13 protein-coding genes are annotated in these 17,723 nt (G+C 64.8%); 8 read left to right on the top strand and 5 right to left on the bottom strand.

Annotated features, from left to right (window positions below):
- Nucleotides 1–5 precede the first annotated feature (5 nt).
- The 5 genes from pimD (at nt 6) to IVA87_RS22410 (ending at nt 6,812) form a co-directional block, all read left to right on the top strand.
- Entirely contained in the window at nt 6–1,148 is a 1,143-nt protein-coding gene (gene pimD, locus IVA87_RS22390; RefSeq protein WP_247334986.1) for a pimeloyl-CoA dehydrogenase small subunit, read from the top strand.
- Nucleotides 1,149–1,278: 130 nt separating this feature from the next.
- Entirely contained in the window at nt 1,279–2,052 is a 774-nt protein-coding gene (locus tag IVA87_RS22395; RefSeq protein WP_247304906.1) for an SDR family oxidoreductase, read from the top strand.
- Nucleotides 2,053–2,221: 169 nt separating this feature from the next.
- Complete coding sequence (gene glpK / locus IVA87_RS22400) at nt 2,222–3,727, top strand: glycerol kinase GlpK (RefSeq protein WP_247304903.1); 1,506 nt, start codon at nt 2,222–2,224, stop codon at nt 3,725–3,727.
- A 47-nt stretch (nt 3,728–3,774) separates the two neighbouring features.
- Nucleotides 3,775–6,222, top strand: a complete 2,448-nt coding sequence (locus IVA87_RS22405; RefSeq protein WP_247304901.1) for a penicillin acylase family protein — start codon at nt 3,775–3,777, stop codon at nt 6,220–6,222.
- Nucleotides 6,219–6,812 carry a GNAT family N-acetyltransferase gene (locus tag IVA87_RS22410; protein WP_247304898.1) on the top strand — a complete coding sequence of 198 codons (594 nt, stop codon included), beginning with the start codon at nt 6,219–6,221 and terminating at the stop codon, nt 6,810–6,812. The genes IVA87_RS22405 and IVA87_RS22410 overlap by 4 nt, the downstream gene beginning before the upstream one ends.
- Nucleotides 6,813–7,034: 222 nt before the next feature.
- Here IVA87_RS22410 and IVA87_RS22415 read toward each other — a convergent pair whose 3' ends face one another.
- Entirely contained in the window at nt 7,035–7,982 is a 948-nt protein-coding gene (locus tag IVA87_RS22415) for a threonine/serine dehydratase (protein ID WP_247304897.1), read from the bottom strand.
- Between the two features lie 62 nt (nt 7,983–8,044).
- Here IVA87_RS22415 and IVA87_RS22420 point away from each other — a divergent pair, with 62 nt between their 5' ends.
- Both IVA87_RS22420 and IVA87_RS22425 read left to right on the top strand, forming a co-directional pair.
- Nucleotides 8,045–8,347, top strand: a complete 303-nt coding sequence (locus tag IVA87_RS22420) for a winged helix-turn-helix domain-containing protein (RefSeq protein WP_247304894.1) — start codon at nt 8,045–8,047, stop codon at nt 8,345–8,347.
- Nucleotides 8,348–8,489: 142 nt separating this feature from the next.
- Nucleotides 8,490–9,119, top strand: a complete 630-nt coding sequence (locus IVA87_RS22425) for a glutathione S-transferase family protein (RefSeq protein WP_247304893.1) — start codon at nt 8,490–8,492, stop codon at nt 9,117–9,119.
- Between the two features lie 57 nt (nt 9,120–9,176).
- Here IVA87_RS22425 and IVA87_RS22430 read toward each other — a convergent pair whose 3' ends face one another.
- The 3 genes from IVA87_RS22430 to metF all read right to left on the bottom strand — a co-directional run bounded on the left by IVA87_RS22430 (nt 9,177) and on the right by metF (nt 15,376).
- Nucleotides 9,177–10,184 carry a DUF3592 domain-containing protein gene (locus IVA87_RS22430; RefSeq protein WP_247304891.1) on the bottom strand — a complete coding sequence of 336 codons (1,008 nt, stop codon included), beginning with the start codon at nt 10,182–10,184 and terminating at the stop codon, nt 9,177–9,179.
- 407 nt (nt 10,185–10,591) lie between these two features.
- Nucleotides 10,592–14,449 carry a methionine synthase gene (metH, locus tag IVA87_RS22435; protein WP_247304889.1) on the bottom strand — a complete coding sequence of 1,286 codons (3,858 nt, stop codon included), beginning with the start codon at nt 14,447–14,449 and terminating at the stop codon, nt 10,592–10,594.
- Between the two features lie 6 nt (nt 14,450–14,455).
- Nucleotides 14,456–15,376 carry a methylenetetrahydrofolate reductase [NAD(P)H] gene (gene metF / locus IVA87_RS22440; protein ID WP_247304886.1) on the bottom strand — a complete coding sequence of 307 codons (921 nt, stop codon included), beginning with the start codon at nt 15,374–15,376 and terminating at the stop codon, nt 14,456–14,458.
- Between the two features lie 372 nt (nt 15,377–15,748).
- Here metF and IVA87_RS22445 point away from each other — a divergent pair, with 372 nt between their 5' ends.
- Complete coding sequence (locus IVA87_RS22445) at nt 15,749–16,765, top strand: LLM class flavin-dependent oxidoreductase (RefSeq protein ID WP_247304883.1); 1,017 nt, start codon at nt 15,749–15,751, stop codon at nt 16,763–16,765.
- 92 nt (nt 16,766–16,857) lie between these two features.
- Here the strand turns inward: IVA87_RS22445 and IVA87_RS22450 are convergent, their stop codons facing one another.
- Entirely contained in the window at nt 16,858–17,715 is an 858-nt protein-coding gene (locus tag IVA87_RS22450) for a prephenate dehydratase (RefSeq protein WP_247304880.1), read from the bottom strand.
- Between the last annotated feature and the right edge of the window lie 8 nt (nt 17,716–17,723).

Here is a 17,723-nt window from a genome sequence, read left to right on the forward strand (position 1 = left end):
GCAACATGGATTTTGACCTGTCCGAGGAGCAGCGGCTTCTCAAGGAAAGCATCGACGGCCTCTTGACCGATTCCTACGATTTCGAGAGCCGCAAGAAGTACATGAAGGAGAAGGGCGGCTGGAGCAAAACCGTCTGGCTCAAGCTCGCCGAGCAGGGCCTGCTCGGCCTGCCCTTCGCAGAGGCCGATGGCGGCTTCGGTGGCGGCGGCGTCGAGACCATGATCGTGATGGAAGCGCTCGGCAAGGCGCTGGTGCTTGAGCCTTATCTCGCCACGGTGGTGATCGGCGGCGGCTTCCTGCGCCATGCTGGCAGCGAGGCGCAGAAGGCCGCGCACGTGCCGGGGATCATCGACGGCAGCAAGACGCTGGCGTTCGCCCAGCTCGAGAAGAACTCGCGCTACGATCTGTTCGACGTCACCACGACGGCGAAGAAGAAGGGCGACGGTTGGGTGATCGACGGCGAGAAGTTCGTCGTGCTCAACGGCGAGAACGCCGACACCCTGATCGTCACCGCGCGCACCAAGGGCGAGCGCCGCGATCATAAGGGCATCGGCGTGTTCCTGGTACCCGCCAATGCAAAAGGCGTAGCTAAGAAGGGCTATCCGACCCAGGACGGCCTGCATGCTGCCGACGTCACCTTCACCGGCGTCGAAATCGGCGCGGATTCCGTGCTCGGCAACCCCGAGGATTCGCTCGCGCTGATCGAGCGCGTCGTCGACGAGGCCCGCATCGCGCTCTGCGCCGAGGCGGTCGGCCTGATGGACGAGTCGCTCAAGACCACGGTCGAGTACATCAAGACGCGAAAGCAGTTCGGCGTTCCGATCGGCTCGTTCCAGTCGCTCCAGCACCGCGCCTCCGACATGTTCGTCGCAGCCGAGCAGGCGCGCTCGATGTCGATGTTCGCGACCATGGCCGGTGATTTCGAGGACGCCAGGGAGCGCAGCAATGCGATCGCCGCGGCCAAGGTGCAGATCGGCAAGTCGGCCAAATTCGTCGGCCAGCAGTCGATCCAGCTCCACGGCGGCATCGGCATGACCATGGAGGCGAAGATCGGCCACTACTTCAAGCGCCTCACCATGATCGAAAATACCTTTGGCGACACCGACTACCACCAGCGCCGTGTCGCCGACGCGGGCGGATTGATCTAGTCTTACGACGCCTGTCGTCCCCCGCGAAAGCGGGGGACCCAGTACACCGCGGCTTCTCGATTCCAGCCGCGCCGTTTCTCGCCTTCGCGGGCGATGACACTGAGTATGCGGCCATAGCGGAGCCCAACAAATGAAAAACACCCCGTTCGATCTCACCGGCAAGGTCGCCGTCGTCACCGGCTCCAGCCGCGGCATCGGCCGCTCCTCCGCCGAGCTGCTGGCAAAATTAGGAGCCAAGGTCGTGGTCTCCTCGCGCAAGGCGGATGCCTGCAAGGAGGTCGCCGACGGCATCATTGCCGGCGGCGGCGATGCCATCGTCATTCCCTGCAACATCGCGCGCAAGAACGAGGTCGAGGCGCTGATCTCCGGCGCAACGAAGCACTACGGGAAGGTCGACATCCTCGTCTGCAATGCCGCAGTGAACCCCTATTACGGCCCACTGCTCGACATTACCGACGAAGCCTTCGACAAGATCATGGGCTCGAACGTCAAGAGCAACATCTGGCTCTCCGCGCTCGCGATCCCTGAGATGGCCGAGCGCGGCAATGGCTCCGTCATCATCATCTCCTCGATCGGCGGCTTGCGCGGCTCCACCGTGATCGGCGCCTACGGCATCTCGAAAGCCGCCGACTTCGCGTTGTGCCGCTCGCTCGCCGGCGAATGGGGCCCCAAAGGCGTCCGCGTCAACTGCATCGCGCCCGGCCTCGTCAAGACCGATTTCGCCCGCGCGCTCTGGGAAGACGAAGCCAATCTGAAACGCCGCACCGCCACCACGCCGCTCCGCCGCATCGGCGAACCCGACGAAATCGCCGGCGCCGTCGCCTACCTCGCCTCCGACGCATCGAGCTTCATGACCGGCCAGACCATCGTCATCGACGGCGGCGTCACCACGGCAGCGGTGTAGCCGGCGAAACCACGTTCAGTTGCATCGAGGCGCGGCTTCTCTTACCCTGACCCTCCAGGGGAAGGTAAGCGGAGAGCCGCCTTGACCTCTTGCCGGCAATCCCGTTTTCTTGCCGCGACACAATGATCCCTTCCAGGGAAACGCCAAGAAAACGCCAGAGATAGCCGCCATGTCTTTCGTCCTCGCCATCGACCAGGGCACCACCTCTTCGCGCGCCATCGTGTTTCGCAGCGACATTTCGATCGCGGCGAAGGCCCAGGCCGAGTTTCCGCAGCATTTCCCGGCCTCGGGATGGGTCGAGCACGAGCCGGAGGACATCTGGACCTCGACCGTGATGGTGTGCCGCGAGGCGATCGCGCAGGCCGGCATCAATGCAAAGGACATCGCCGCGATCGGCATCACCAACCAGCGCGAGACCACCGTGGTGTGGGACCGCGCCACCGGTCAGGCCGTGCACCGCGCCATCGTCTGGCAGGACCGCCGCACCGCCGACATCTGCGCCAAGCTGAAAGCCAACGGCCGCGAGCCCGTGATCTCGCAGAAGACCGGCCTGATCATCGATCCCTATTTCTCCGGCACCAAGGTGGCCTGGATCCTCGATCACGTTCCCGGTGCGCGGGCGCGCGCCGCGCGCGGCGAGCTGATGTTCGGCACCATCGACTGCTATCTGCTCTGGCGCCTCACCGGCGGCAAGGTGCATGCCACCGATGCCACCAATGCCTCGCGCACGCTGCTGTTCAACATCCACACCGGCCAGTGGGACGACGAGCTCTTGGAGATCATCGGCGTGCCGCGCTCGATGCTGCCCGAGGTGAAGGACTCTTCCGCCCGCTTCGGCGAGAGCACGCCCGACCTGTTCGGCGGGCCCATTGCGATATCAGGCATCGCTGGCGACCAGCAGGCCGCGACCATCGGTCAGGCCTGCTTCCGCCCGGGCATGATGAAGTCGACCTACGGCACCGGCTGCTTTGCGCTGCTCAACACCGGCACCACGCCTGTGGTGTCGAAGAACAAGCTGCTCACCACCGTCGCCTATCAGCTCGACGGCAAGCGCACCTACGCGCTGGAAGGTTCGATCTTCGTGGCAGGCTCGGCGGTGCAATGGCTGCGCGATGGCCTTGGCATCATCAAGCACGCCGCCGAAACCGGCCCGCTCGCCGACCAGTCCGATTCCACGCAGAGCGTCTATCTCGTTCCTGCCTTCGTCGGCATGGGCGCACCCTATTGGAATCCGCGCGTGCGTGGCGCCTTGTTCGGCCTCACCCGCAACACCGGCCCTGCCGAGCTCGCCCACGCCGCGCTGGAAAGCGTGTGCTACCAGACGTTTGACCTCTGGGCCGCGATGCGCGCGGACTGGCCGAGCTCGGAAACGGCCAGCGTCGTGCTCCGCGTCGACGGCGGCATGACAGCATCCGACTGGACCATGCAGCGCCTCGCCGATCTCCTGGACGCCCCGGTCGATCGCCCCGTGATCCAGGAGACCACGGCCTTAGGGGCTGCCTACCTCGCCGGTCTCCAGGCGGGCGTCTATCCCGAGCCGACAAAATTCGCCGACAACTGGCGCCTCGAGCACCGCTTCAAGCCGAACATGAGCCAGGCGACGCGCGAGCGAAAGCTGGCCGGATGGGCAAGAGCGGTGAAGGGCGTGCTGGCGAGCGACGAGGGGGAGGGGTAAGCGGATTCACGTCGCTCGCTCAAATAACAACAACGGGAGAAACGACAATGAACACGGATATCAACCGGGTCATGCGGGCGCTGTGCAGCGCGGCGGTCTGCAGCGTGCTGCTTGCTTCCGGCGCAACCGCACGCGAAAAGGAGAACCCGCTCTCGAACGCGCGTCAGGTCAAGACCGACGTCGCCGGCCTCAATGCGCCCGCCAGGATCCTGGTCGACGTCTGGGGCATTCCGCACATCTATGCCGGTAACGAGCACGACCTGTTCTTTCTGCAGGGTTTCAACGCCGCGCGCGACCGCCTCTGGCAGATCGATCTCTGGCGTAAGCGGGGGCTCGGGCTGCTCGCCCGGGATTTCGGCCCGGCCTATGCCGAGCAGGATAAGGCGCTGCGGCTCTTCCTGTATCGCGGCGACATGAATGCGGAGTGGGCGTCCTATGGCCCCAGGGCGAAGACCTACGCGGAAGCGTTCGTTGCCGGCATCAATGCCTATGTCGCGGATGTCCGCGATGGCAAGCGGCCGCTGCCGATCGAGTTCAGGATCGCCGGCACCAGGCCGGATCTCTGGACCGCGGACGACGTGGTCCGTATTCGCAGCCATGGGCTCACCCGCAACATCGCCTCGGAGGTCAAGCGCTCGCTGGTTGCCTGCGCGGCAGGACTCGAGGCCGATCGGTTTCGCGTCAAGCTCGAGCCGGCCTGGACGACGAAAGTCCCCGATGGCCTCGATCCCTGTAGCGTCCCGAAGGCGGTGCTCGCGGCCTATGACCTTGCGACGCGCCCGGTCGCCTTTCCGCAGCCGAAAGACCGACAGGCCGCGCTCGCGCATGATCCCGACACCTATCTGGACGCGGCCGATCAACAGCGCGACACCATCGGCTCCAACAATTGGGTGATCGCGCCTTCGCGCACCGCGACCGGACGCCCGATCCTCGCCAACGATCCGCATCGCGAGCACAGCGTGCCGTCGCTGCGCTATATCGTCGGGTTGAATGCGCCCGGCCTTTCCGTGATCGGCGCCGGTGAGCCGGCGCTGCCCGGCATCTCGATCGGCCATAACGGCACCATTGCCTTTGGCCTCACCATCTTCAATGTCGACCAGGAAGACCTCTACGTCTATGAGCTCAATCCGCAAAATCCCAATCAGTACCGTTACGGCAATGGCTGGGAGGACATGCGCATCGTCCACGAGACCGAGCAGGTGAAAGGCGAGGGCGATCGCGACGTCGAGCTGAAGTTCACCCGGCACGGTCCGGTGATTTATGTCGATGAAGGCAACAAGCGCGCCTTCGCGGTGCGCTCGATCTGGTTCGAGCCCGGCACTTCCGCCTATTTCGGCTCGTCCGACTACATGACCGCGAAGGACTGGAACGGCTTTCTCGCGGCGATGCGGCGCTGGGGCGCGCCCTCGGAGAACCAGGTCTATGCCGACACGCGCGGCAGTATCGGCTGGGTTGCCGCGGGCAAGACTCCGCGCCGCGTCAACTATGACGGCCTGATGCCGGTGCCCGGCGACGGCCGCTATGATTGGCAGGGCTTTCTGTCGCTCGACGATCTGCCAAAAGCCTATCAGCCCAAGCAGGGCTTTCTGGCCACCGCCAATCAGATGAACCTTCCGTCCGATTACCCCATCAGCGAACGCAAGGTCGGCTTCGAATGGGCTGACAGCGCCCGCTGGCAGCGCATTGTTGAGGTGCTCCAGGCCAACAGCAAGGTTACACTCGCCGACGCCATGGATTTGCAGAACGACGATACCGCGATGCTGGGGCGGCGCCTCGTCAAGCTGCTGCAGCCTCTGACTTCGGACGATGCCAATGTGAAGAAGGGTCTCGAGCTGTTGAGGCCATGGGACGCGCGCGATGCCGCCGACAGTGCCGCCGCCGCATTGTTCGAGGTCTGGATCGCCAATCATCTCGGCCCCACGCTGCTGAAGACCACGGCGCCCAAGGCGGTGGCCCTGATCGCGCCCGAGGCATCCAGCATTTCGGCGATCGTCGCCTATCTCGAGTCCCCTGATGCCGCGCTCGGCGCCGATCCCGCTGCCGCACGCGACCAGATCCTGCGCGAGAGCTTGGGCGCTGCGGTTGCCGACGTCGCCGGCAAGCTCGGGGACGATGCATCCAGCTGGCGCTGGGGCCGCCTGCATGTCGCCAAGTTCGACCACGCGCTGATCCCGCTTGCCGACAAGGCGACCGCAGCGCAAATGTCGGTGGGCCCGCTCGCCTTCGGCGGCGCAGCCAACGTTCCGCGCGCCGCCACCTATCGCCGCTCCGACTACCAGCTCATCTCAGGCGCCTCGTTTCGGATGGTGCTCGATGTCGGCAATTGGGACGCGAGCCGCACCATCAACACGCCGGGGCAATCCGGCGATCCCTTCAGCGGCCACTACCGCGACCTCGCCCCGCTCTGGGCGACCGGACAATATGTGCCGCTGCTCTACAGCCAAGCCGCGGTCGAAGCCGCCACCGCAGAAGCCATCACGCTGACGCCGCGATGATGATACCGGACGGCTATTCCGACGTGCCCGCCGGCAAGATCGCAGCCGTCGTCACGCATTTGGAGATGACCGCACCTCCGGCGCGCCGCGACGATCCCCCTGGCGCGTGGACCCTGCGCAAGGTGGATACCCCCGCGCTTTATTGGTATCGCGACCTCTTCCGCCGTGTCGGCGAGGAGTGGTTGTGGTTCTCGCGAGCCCGCATGACCGATGCAGAGCTCGCTGCGATCATCCACGCGCCTGGCATCGAGGTCTACGCCCTGGTCGTGGACGGAAGCGACGAAGGCCTGCTCGAGCTCGACTTCCGCGAGCCCGGCCAGTGCGAGCTGACCTATTTCGGCGTCACCGCTGGGCTAATCGGCACCGGCGCCGCGCGCTTCCTGATGAACCGCGCGTTGGAGCTTGCGTGGTCACGCGACGTCCGTCGGGTCTGGGTCCACACCTGCACACTCGATCATCCATCGGCCGTTGCCTTCTACCAGCGCTCCGGCTTCCGCGCCTTCCGCCGCCAGATCGAGGTGGCGGATGATCCGCGCCTTGACGGAACGCTGCGGCGGTCGGCGGCGAAGCATGTGCCAATTATTGATTAATCGCAGCCGTCCCCCCACCGTCGTTGCGAGGAGCTCTTGCGACGAAGCAAATCCAGACTGTCTTCGCAGAGAGATTCTGGATTGGTTCGCGGACCCTGTCATCGGGCCGCGCTTCGCGCGGACCCGTTGGCTCGCGATGACGGCGTGTGACCGCCGCCATCGCTCTTCCAATTCCCAGAGCAACGCGCGGCAGTCCACGTGGTCCCCTCATGTCATTCTCACTCAGCCGTCGAACTTTACCGCCGTCGTATTGGCGCCGCAGACCAGAACCGCGACGCGCTCTCCTGCTGAGGGACGGTAGCGGCCCGAGAGCAGCGCGGCAAAGGCGGCTGCGCCGCCGGGCTCGGCCACGAGGCGCAAGTGCGACCACAGGGCGGCCTGGGCTTGGCGGATCGCGTCGTCGCTGACCAGGATGACGCGCTCGACATGGGCGCGCGCGACCGGAAACATCAATTCGCCGACGCGCCGCGGCGCAAGGCTGTCGGCGGCGATGCCGCCGGCCGGCGCATCGACCGGAGCGCCCGCTTCAAACGCAGCGTGCAGGGTCGGCGATTGCTCCGGCTCGACCGCGACGATACGCGTCCTGCCGGCGTACCAGGCCGCAATGCCGCCGATCAGCCCGCCGCCGCCGACCGCCACCAGCAGCGTGTCGATGCCGGGCGCATCCTGCTCCAATTCCAGTCCGACGCTGCCCTGGCCGAGCAGGGTTTCGGCCTGATCGTAGGCGTGGACGGCCAGCGCGCCGGTCTGCGCGACATGCGCCTCGCTCGCGGCGAGCGCATCGGCGTAGCGGCTGCCCGCGATCACGAGCTTGGCGCCATACCCCCTGATCCGCTCGGCCTTGGCCGGCGAGGTGATGTCGGGCACGAAGATCGTGGCGGGAATGCCGAGCCGCTGCGCCGCATAGGCGACCGCCGCGCCGTGATTGCCGCCGGATGCGGCGACGACACCCGCCTGCGGCACCTGCCGCAGCAACAGATTGGCGAAGGCGCCGCGCGCCTTGAACGATCCGGAATGCTGCAGCATCTCGAGCTTGAACGTGACGGGCGCGGCCGGCAGGTCGAAATCGGCGAGATCGGCCTTCAGAAGCGGCGTGCGCCTGATATGCGGACGGATGACCGCCTCGGTCGCCGCAATCCGCTCCCGCGTGATGTCCATGGTCTTTGTCATGATACCGTCCAGATAGCGCAAGGGAGCGTTGACATCCATTAGGTAATTAGCAAAATGGCTAAATGAAGTTCGCCGTTGCCTTGCGCGCGCTCGCCAACGAACGCCGCCTGCAGATCCTGGAATGGCTGCAGGATCCGCGGAAGCATTTTCGCGAGCAGGCCGACGGCGACCTGGTCAAGGACGGCGTCTGCGGATTGCTGATCGCCGAAAAGCTCGGCGTCAGCGCACCAACATTGAGCGAGCACATGCGGGTGCTGACCGCCGCGAAACTGGTGCGCGCCAAACGGATCAAGCAGTGGACGATGTACAAGCGCAACGAGACGGCGATCGCCGCCATCAAGCGCTCGATTCAGGACGGCCTTTGAGCGGGCGGTCCGTACCGTCCGGCTGACGCTTCGTTGCAGCCGGCGCAATGCTCCATTTCCGAGATTTTTGTTGCGCCGCACCGAGCTGGTCGTGGAGACTGATCGGCCCTGCCTTGTTCAATGATCGAGAAGAGCGAGACCCATGTTCCTGATCGGCCAATACGATTCCCCCTTCGTCCGCCGCGTCGCCATCGCGCTGAAGCTTTATGGCCTCGCCTTCGAGCACAAGCCATGGTCGACCTTCGGCGATGCCGACAGAATCGCGCCATACAATCCGCTGCGCCGCGTGCCGACCCTGGTGCTCGACGACGGCGAGGCGCTGATCGAGAGCACGATCATCCTGGATTATCTCGACGAGCTCGTTGGTCCCGAGAAGGCGATGCTGCCGCGCGGTGGCGCCGAGCGGCGGCGCCACTTGCGCATCTGCGCGCTCGCCTCCGGCCTCGGCGACAAGGCGGTGAGCCTGCTCTACGAGCGCGTGCTGCGGAAGGAGCAGCTTGCGCTATGGGTCGAGCGCTGCCAAGCACAGATCGCGGACGTGCTGAAGGTGCTCGAGGTCGAGCGCGCCAAGGTGACGACGCCGTACTGGCTGGGCGACCGCATCGGTCATGCCGACGTCGCAGTGGCTTGCGTCGTCCGCTTCACCCGCGAAGCGCACCCGCAGCTGTTCGACGCGTCGCGTTACCCTGCCTTGTCAGCGCATGCCGAGCGCTGCGAAGCCCTCGCTCCCTTCAAGGAGATCGTGCAGCCGCTGGCGCCGCCGAAGGGGTGAGCCCCATGAGGTCATTTCCGGGATGCGCGCTTTCTCCCGGAAAGACATCAAGCGCCGCTATGCGAACCCGACCTTGATCAGCAATGTCAGGAAAAGGCCTCCGACGATCGCGCAAACCGCGGCTCCGATCAGCGGCCCCAGCGTGCCTTCACGGCTTGCAGGCTCGAGCACCGCATGTCCCGGCTGTTCCGGATCGTAATAAACTTTGACGTTCTGCCCCGGACGGTACTTCGCCGCGGCCTGTTCGGCGACCTCGCGCAGCCCGGAGATCATGGTGCCGCCCCAATTGACTTCGGTGCCGATGAAGTCGCGCTTGCCGACCTTGTAGGCGTAGCGGAGGTCGACCTGATAGCGGTGTTGGAGCTTGGTGGTCCGTGACTTGTCGTCGTCACTGCCCTTGTCCTCGATGATTTCCTCGATCACGGCGCAACGAGTAACCCTGCCGGCCGCAGTCGGCCAGCGCAGGCTGGCGCTCGCCAGCCGGCGCGTGCTGATATATTCGACGATGCAGAACACGCCGCCCACGAGCACGATGATCGGCAGCGCGAACGCGAACAGCGGAACGCCATTGTCGGCGTAAAGCACGTGACCGGCGAGCGAGTGCGCGGTCAGGGTGGCGGCAATGAAACCGAACACGATCGTGAATGCCACGAGCGCCGCGACGTTCTGCGCTGCGGCGGGCTCCAACAGCGCCTCGACCGGGGACTTCGGATCGACATAGACGTCGACATGGGCGCCAACGGGATATCGTCCCGCCAGTTTTTCGGCGAGCACCCCTGTGGTCATGGCAGTGCCGCCAACAAAGACCTTGTCGCTTTCCAGCTCTTCGCCGCGGGCGTGATAGCGATAGCGGATGATGGGCTTGGCATCGTTCTGATCGTCCGAGGCGTGCGTCGCCGGCCGATCGACCCTGGAGACCGTGATTATGCCCTCGACCTTGTCCCAGCTCCGCGCCGCCAGCATCCGGCCCCGCATGCGGACCAGATTGAACAGCATCAATCCAAACAATAGCACCGAGATGCCGGCGGCAATCTGCGTCCACATCAATCCCTGGGCATCCAGCATCTGATTTCCTGCTCGTCGGCGGCGATCGCCATTGGTCGCGGCGAGCGCGCGGTACGTTCACGGCCCTGCCGCTTTTCCAGTGGAGATCGTGCAGCCACTGGTGCGGCCGAAGGGGTGAGGGACTTCCCCTGTCATTCCGGGGCGCGCGCAGCGCGAGCCCGGAATCCATCGCGCAGCAGATGATGCGAGGCAAAGGGATTCCGGGCTCGCGCCAAGAGGCGCGCCCCGGAATGACGGCGCTGGGCTTGGCGAGACTGTCAGACGGGGCAGCAGCCGATGATGGAATATTACCCCTGTTTTGCCCGACGCCGCAACCCGCTTTCGGTAAGTCCGAAATTATTCAAGCTTTTCAACCCCATCGCTACTGTGCATGGGGTTGTTTTCTCAGTTTTGTTTTGGAGGGGTGCCTACCCCGCCCCCGCGCGCTTCTTCTGCCAGACGAGGTGCACCGCGCAGGTGCAGCCCGGCGGATGCGAGGCGAGGTCTTTCGGCATCTCGTCATTCGCGGGCGTCGCGGCAAACGCCTTTTCCGCCTCCGGCTGGGACGGGATGTAGTTCAGCACCGGCGCGAGCCAGCGCTCGGCTTCCGCTACGCTCATGCCCTTGCGTGCGGCATAGTCCTCGACCTGGTCGCGCTCGATCTTGCCGACGCCGAAATAATAGCTCGCAGGGTTTGCGAAATAGAGCCCCGAGACGGACGAGCCCGGCCACATTGCAAAGCTCTCGGTCAGCTTCACGCCGGCCGTGTTTTCCGCATCGAGCAGTTCGAACAATGTCGCCTTCTCGGTGTGATCGGGCTGCGCGGGATAGCCAGGCGCGGGGCGAATGCCCTGGTATTTTTCGAGGATCAGCTCCTCGCTGGAGAGCGCCTCGCTAGGTGCATAGGCCCAGAACTCGCGGCGGACGCGGGCATGCATGCGCTCGGCGAAGGCTTCGGCCAGGCGGTCGGCCAGCGCCTTGCACAGGATCGAGGAATAGTCGTCGTTCGCCATCTTGAAACGATCGGCGACCGCGTCCTCGCCGATGCCAGCGGTGACGACGAAGCCGCCGACATAGTCGGGCACGCCGGTGCCGACGGGCGCGACAAAGTCGGCGAGCGCCGCGTTGAAGCGGCCCTCGCGCTTTTCGAGCTGCTGGCGCAGCGTGTGCAGCGTCGCGATGCTCTTGGTCCGGCTTTCATCGGAGTAGAGCACGATGTCGTCGCCTTGCGCATTCGCCGGCCAGAAGCCGATCGTCGCGCGTGCCCGGAACCATTTCTCCTTCACGATGGTATCGAGCATCTTGCGCGCATCGTCGTAGAGCGAGCGCGCGACCTCGCCGACCTTGGGGTCGTGGAGAATGGCGGGGAAGCGTCCGGCGAGCTCCCAGGTCTGGAAGAACGGCGTCCAGTCGATGCAGTCGACGAGCTCGCCGAGGTCGTAGTCGTCGAAGCTCTTGATGCCGAGGAAGGTCGGCTTCACCGGCTTGTTTGCTGCAAAGTCCACCGGCACGCGGTTGGCGCGGGCAGCCGCGAGCTTCAGCCGCTTCTTGTCCGCCTGCGCACGCAGATGCGCCTCCGAGATCTTGGCGTATTCGGCGCGCACCTCGGCGGCATAGGCCTCGCGCTTCTCCGGCGAGAGCAGTGCGGAGGCAACGCCGACGGCGCGGCTGGCGTCGTTGACGTGCACGACGGGGCCGGCGCGATAGCTCGGGTCGATCTTCACCGCGGTATGCACGCGGCTCGTGGTGGCGCCGCCGATCAGCAGCGGCAGCTTGAGGCCTTCGCGCTGCAACTCGCCGGCGAAGAATGCCATCTCGTCGAGCGAGGGCGTGATCAGGCCGGACAGGCCGACGATGTCGGCCTTCTCCGCCTTCACGGTCTCGACGATCTTGGCTGCCGGCACCATCACGCCGAGATCGATGACCTCGAAATTGTTGCACTGGAGCACGATGCCCACGATGTTCTTGCCGATATCGTGAACGTCGCCCTTCACGGTCGCGAGCACGATCTTGCCGGCGGACGAGGAGCCCTCCGTGCCGATGCCGTTCGCAAGATTGCGCGCCTTCTCCTCCTCCATGAACGGCATGAGGTAAGCAACGGCCTGTTTCATGACACGCGCAGACTTCACCACCTGCGGCAAGAACATCTTGCCGTCGCCGAAGAGGTCGCCGACCACGTTCATGCCGGCCATCAGCGGTCCTTCGATCACGTCGAGCGGGCGCGAGGACAATTTGCGGGCCTCTTCCGTGTCCTGCTCGATGAACTCGGTGATGCCGTGCACCAGCGCGTGGCTCAGCCGCTTCTCCACCGGCCATTCGCGCCAGGCGAGATCGGCTTCCTTGCTTTCCGTCTTCTTGCCGCGGAATTTTTCCGCGAGCGCCAGCAGACGTTCGGACGCACCCGGATCGCGGTTAAGGACAACGTCCTCGCAGGTCTGGCGCAGCTCGGGGTCGATGTCGTCATAGACGATCATCTGCCCGGCGTTGACGATGCCCATGTCCATGCCGGCCTTGATGGCGTGATACAGGAACACCGAGTGCATGGCTTCGCGCACCGGCTCGTTGCCGCGGAACGAGAACGACAGATTGGATACGCCGCCCGAGATGTGCGCGCCGGGCAGGTTCCGGCGGATCCAGCGCGTCGCCTCGATGAAGTCGACGCCGTAATTGTTGTGCTCCTCGATGCCGGTCGCGATCGCAAAAATGTTGGGATCGAATATGATGTCCTCAGGCGGGAAGCCGACCCGGTTCACCAGGATGTCGTAGGCGCGCTTGCAGATCTCGGTCTTGCGCGCGAACGTATCGGCCTGGCCGACCTCGTCGAACGCCATCACCACGACGGCCGCGCCATGGCGGCGCGCGATCTTGGCCTCGTGAATGAACTTGTCCTCGCCTTCCTTCATCGAGATCGAGTTGACGACCGGCTTGCCCTGCACGCATTTCAGGCCGGCCTCGATCACCGAGAATTTCGAGGAATCGACCATCACGGGGACGCGCGCGATGTCGGGCTCGGCGGCGACGAGGTTGAGGAAGGTCACCATCGCCGCTTCGGAATCGAGCAGGCCCTCGTCCATGTTGACGTCGATGATTTGCGCGCCGTTCTCGACTTGATCGCGCGCGACCTGCAGCGCGGCCGTGTAGTCGCCGGCGGTGATCAGCTTGCGGAAGCGCGCCGATCCTGTGACGTTGGTGCGCTCACCGACATTGACGAAGGGGATCGCATCCGTCAGCACGAACGGCTCGAGGCCGGAGAGCCGCAAGCGCGGCGCGATCTCCGGCACGATGCGCGGCTTGTGCGGGGCCACCGCGGCGGCGATCGCTGCAATGTGCTCCGGCGTGGTGCCGCAGCAGCCGCCGACGATGTTGACGAGGCCGTCACGGGCAAATTCGCCGATCAGGCGCGCCATGTACTCCGGGCTTTCGTCATACTGGCCGAACTCGTTCGGCAGGCCGGCATTGGGATAGGCGCAGACGAGCGTATCGGCGACGCGGCCGATATCGGCGATATGCGCGCGCAGGTCCTCGGCGCCGAGCGCGCAATTGAAACCGATGGTGATCGGCCTCGCGTGGCGCACCGAATTCCAAAACGCTTCCGGCATCTGTCCGGAGAGCAGGCGGCCGGATTTGTCGGTAATGGTGCCCGATACCATCACCGGCATGTCGATGCCGAGTTCTTCCGTGATCTCGGCGATCGCGTAGAGCGCCGCCTTGGCATTGAGCGTATCGAAGATGGTCTCGACCAGCAGCAGATCGACGCCGCCGTCGATCAGGCCGCGGATCTGCTCGCCATAGGATTGGCGCAGATCATCGAAGGTGACGGCGCGATAGCCGGGATTGGAAACGTCGGGCGAGATCGAGGCGGTGCGGTTGGTCGGCCCGATGGCACCGGCGACGAAGCGCGGCTTGCCGTCCTCGGCCGCGACGCGCCCTGCCGCATTGCCGGCGAGGCGAGCGCCTTCACGCGCCATCTCGTAGACGATGTCGGTGAGATCGTAATCGGCCTGCGCGATCGAGGTCGTCGAGAACGTGTTGGTGGCGACGATGTCAGCGCCGGCGCGCAAGTACGCGGCGTGGATGTCCTCGATCGCCTGCGGCTGGGTCAGGATCAAGAGATCGTTGTTACCGCGCAGGTCGCGGTGAAAGCTCTTGAAGCGCTCGCCGCGGAAGGCGGCCTCGTCGAGCTGGAGGTTCTGGATCATCGTGCCCATAGCGCCGTCGAGCACGAGGATGCGTTCGCGCGCGGCGTTGAGCAGGGCAGTCCGCTTGGGAGAGATGGTTACGGTCATGTTGTCTTACGCCGCCTTCTGCGCGCTCTTGGCGCGAATGCCGAGCAAATGGCTGATCGCGAACACGAGATCGGCGCGGTTCATGGTGTAGAAATGGAAGGTGTCGACGCCGTGCTTGGCGAGCTTCTGCACCTGGCCGGCCGCAACGGTTGCGGCCACCAGCTTGCGGGTCTCGGCGTCGTCATCGAGGCCGTCGAATTTCGCGGCGAACCAGTCGGGCACAGATGTGCCGGCGCGGGTGACGAAATTACGGGCCTGCTTGAAATTGTGCATGGGCATGATGCCCGGCACGATCGGAATGCTGATGCCGCGCCCGCGGACGCGGTCGAGATAGCGGAAATAGAGGTCGTTATCGAAGAACACCTGGGTGATCGCGCGCGTCGCACCCGCATCGACCTTGGCCTTCAGCGTGTCGATGTCGGCATCGAAGTCGCGCGCCTCCGGGTGCTTCTCGGGATAGGCGGATACGGACACTTCGATGTCGGAATGCCGTTTCTTGATGCCGGCAACGAGTGCGGCGGACGTCTGGTAGCCGTCGGGATGGCTGAAGTAGGGCGTGCCGATGCCGCCGACGGGATCGCCGCGCAAGGCCACGATGTGGCGGACGCCGACCTCGTGATAGCGGTCGACGATCTCGTCGATCTCGCCGCGCGAGGCGCCGACGCAGGTCAGATGCGCGGCCGGCAGCAGCGCGGTTTCCTTCAGGATGCGGGAAATGGTGGAATGGGTGCGCTCGCGGGTCGAGCCGCCGGCGCCGTAGGTCACCGAGACGAATTGCGGGTCGAGCGGGGCGAGCCGGTTGATGGTGTCCCAGAGATTCCGCTCCATTTCCTCGGTCTTGGGCGGAAAAAACTCGAAGGAAATCGCAGGCCGCTTCAGGTGCCCGTCTTGCCCGTTGGCTTGGCCAGGCGTCGTCACGTCAGTCATGGCACCATTCACTCCGAATTTCGGCCGGCGGTCGGATCATCTCGCGGAGGCCTAAAATAGGGCAAAGGCGGTCTAGTCGACAGCCCATCGGGGATGGGAAATTGCCCACCAGGATATGACCAGAACGAATTCTGGCGCAGTTTGCGATCTCGTTGGGAAAGACATCCAGAGACATAATGTATTGATACAAAAACGCTATTGCCGATATTGCATTTTCTTTGTTCCGATTTTGCAGGTGGGCGGACCGAATTTTGGCATATAGAAGTAACAATTGTCCCAATCAGGGATCTTAGCGTACCCGCCAAGTCCTACACGTCAGGCCTGCGCAGCCTGCCATTGCCGCCGCACAGCCCTCCGTTACGTTGACGCACCATGATCCCGCTCTCAGTCCTCGACCTGTCGGTCGTCACCACCGGTACCAAGCCCGCCGCGGCGCTGCGCAACAGCATCGATCTGGCACGCCACGTCGACGGGCTCGGCTATGTCAGGTACTGGCTCGCCGAGCATCACAACCTCGCCTCGGTCGCGAGCCCCGCGCCCGACGTCATGATCGGGCAGATCGCGGCGGTGACGAAGCACCTGCGCGTCGGCTCCGGCGGCGTGATGCTGCCCAACCACGCGCCGCTGGTCGTGGCCGAGCGCTTCAAGATGCTGGAGGCGCTGTTTCCCGGACGTATCGACCTCGGTCTCGGCCGCGCCCCGGGCACCGACGGCGCCACCGCCTACGCGCTGCGCAGCCGGCTCGACCGCCGCGAGGGCGAAGATTTTCTGGAGCGGCTGCACGAACTGATCTTGTGGGAGACCCGCAAATTCCCCGCGGGCCACCCTTACAACAGCGTCGTCGCCATGCCTGACGACACCGCCCTGCCGCCGATCTGGCTGCTCGGCTCGAGCGATTATTCCTCGGAGCTCGCCGCGCAGGTCGGCATGGGCTTCGCCTTCGCCCATCATTTCGCTTCCCACGACGCCATCGATGCGATGGTGCATTACCGCAACCGCTTCCAGCCCTCCGCCTGGCGCGCCAGCCCACATGCGATCCTCGCGGTCGCGGCCATCGTGGCCGACACAGATGAGGAGGCCGAAAGGCTCGCCAGCTCCTTCGATCTCAACCGCCTTCGCCGCGACCGCGGTCAATATCTTCCGCTGCCGAGTATCGAGGAGGCGCTGGCCTATCCCTACACGGACGCCGAGCGCATCTCGATTCTCCGCAACCGCTCGCGCCTGTTCGTCGGCAGCCCGGCAACCGTGCAGAAGAAGCTTCAGCCGCTAATCTACGCGAGCAAGCCGGACGAGCTGATGGTGATCACCGCCGTGTATGACCACGAGGCGCGAAAGAGGTCGTATTCGCTGCTGGCGGAGGCGTTCGGGCTGGCGAAGCAGGCGTCCTAGTCACTCACCGTCATTCCGGGGCGATGCGAAGCATCGAACCCGGAATCTCGAGGTTCCGGGTTCACGCTTCGCGTGTCCCGGAACGACAGTTATCAATCCTGCGCCTCGTTGAACGTCGCGCGGAACGGATGCCCCGGATACACGCCGACAATGCGGAATTCGCGCGAGAAGAATTTCAGCTCCTCGATGGCAAAGGCGAGGCCCTTGTCGTCGGGATGTCCGTCGACGTCGGCATAGAACTGCGTGGCGAAGAAATTGCCGTCGATCATGTAGCTTTCGAGCTTGGTCATGTTGACGCCGTTGGTGGCAAAGCCGCCGAGCGCCTTGTAGAGCGCGGCCGGCAAATTGCGCACCCGGAAGACGAACGTCGTGACCAGCGGGCCCGAGCCTTGGGCTGCCCATTTCGGCTCGCGCGCCAGCACCACGAAGCGCGTGGTGTTGTGGGCCTCGTCCTCGATGTCCTCGGCGAGGATGTCGAGGCCGTAAATTTTCGCGGCCAAGCGCGAGGCGATCGCGGCGACGGTCTTGTCCTTGCGCTCGGAAATGTCGCGGGCGCTGCCGGCAGTGTCCGCGTGCACGATTGGCTTGATGCCGAGCTTGCGGATGATGCGCCGGCACTGGCCGAGTGCGTGGACATGGCTCTCCACGCTCTTGACGTCGTCGAGCTTGGTACCCTTCACCGCCATCAGCTGATGTCGAACGGGCAGAAACCATTCGCCGATGATGAAGAGGCCGGAGGCCGGCAGCAGGTGATGGATGTCAGCGACGCGGCCCGCGACCGAATTCTCGATCGGGATCATGCCGAGATCAGCCTCGCCGGACGAGATCGCTGACAGCGCGTCCTCGAAGGTGGCGCAGGGCATCGGCTCGGCGTCGGGATAGGCCTCGACGATGGCGATGTGGGAATTGGCCCCAGGCTCGCCCTGGAATGCGACTTTCAGCTTGCTCATGATCGGCC

The organism is Bradyrhizobium sp. 147 (genome assembly GCF_023073935.1).
Taxonomy (GTDB): domain Bacteria; phylum Pseudomonadota; class Alphaproteobacteria; order Rhizobiales; family Xanthobacteraceae; genus Bradyrhizobium.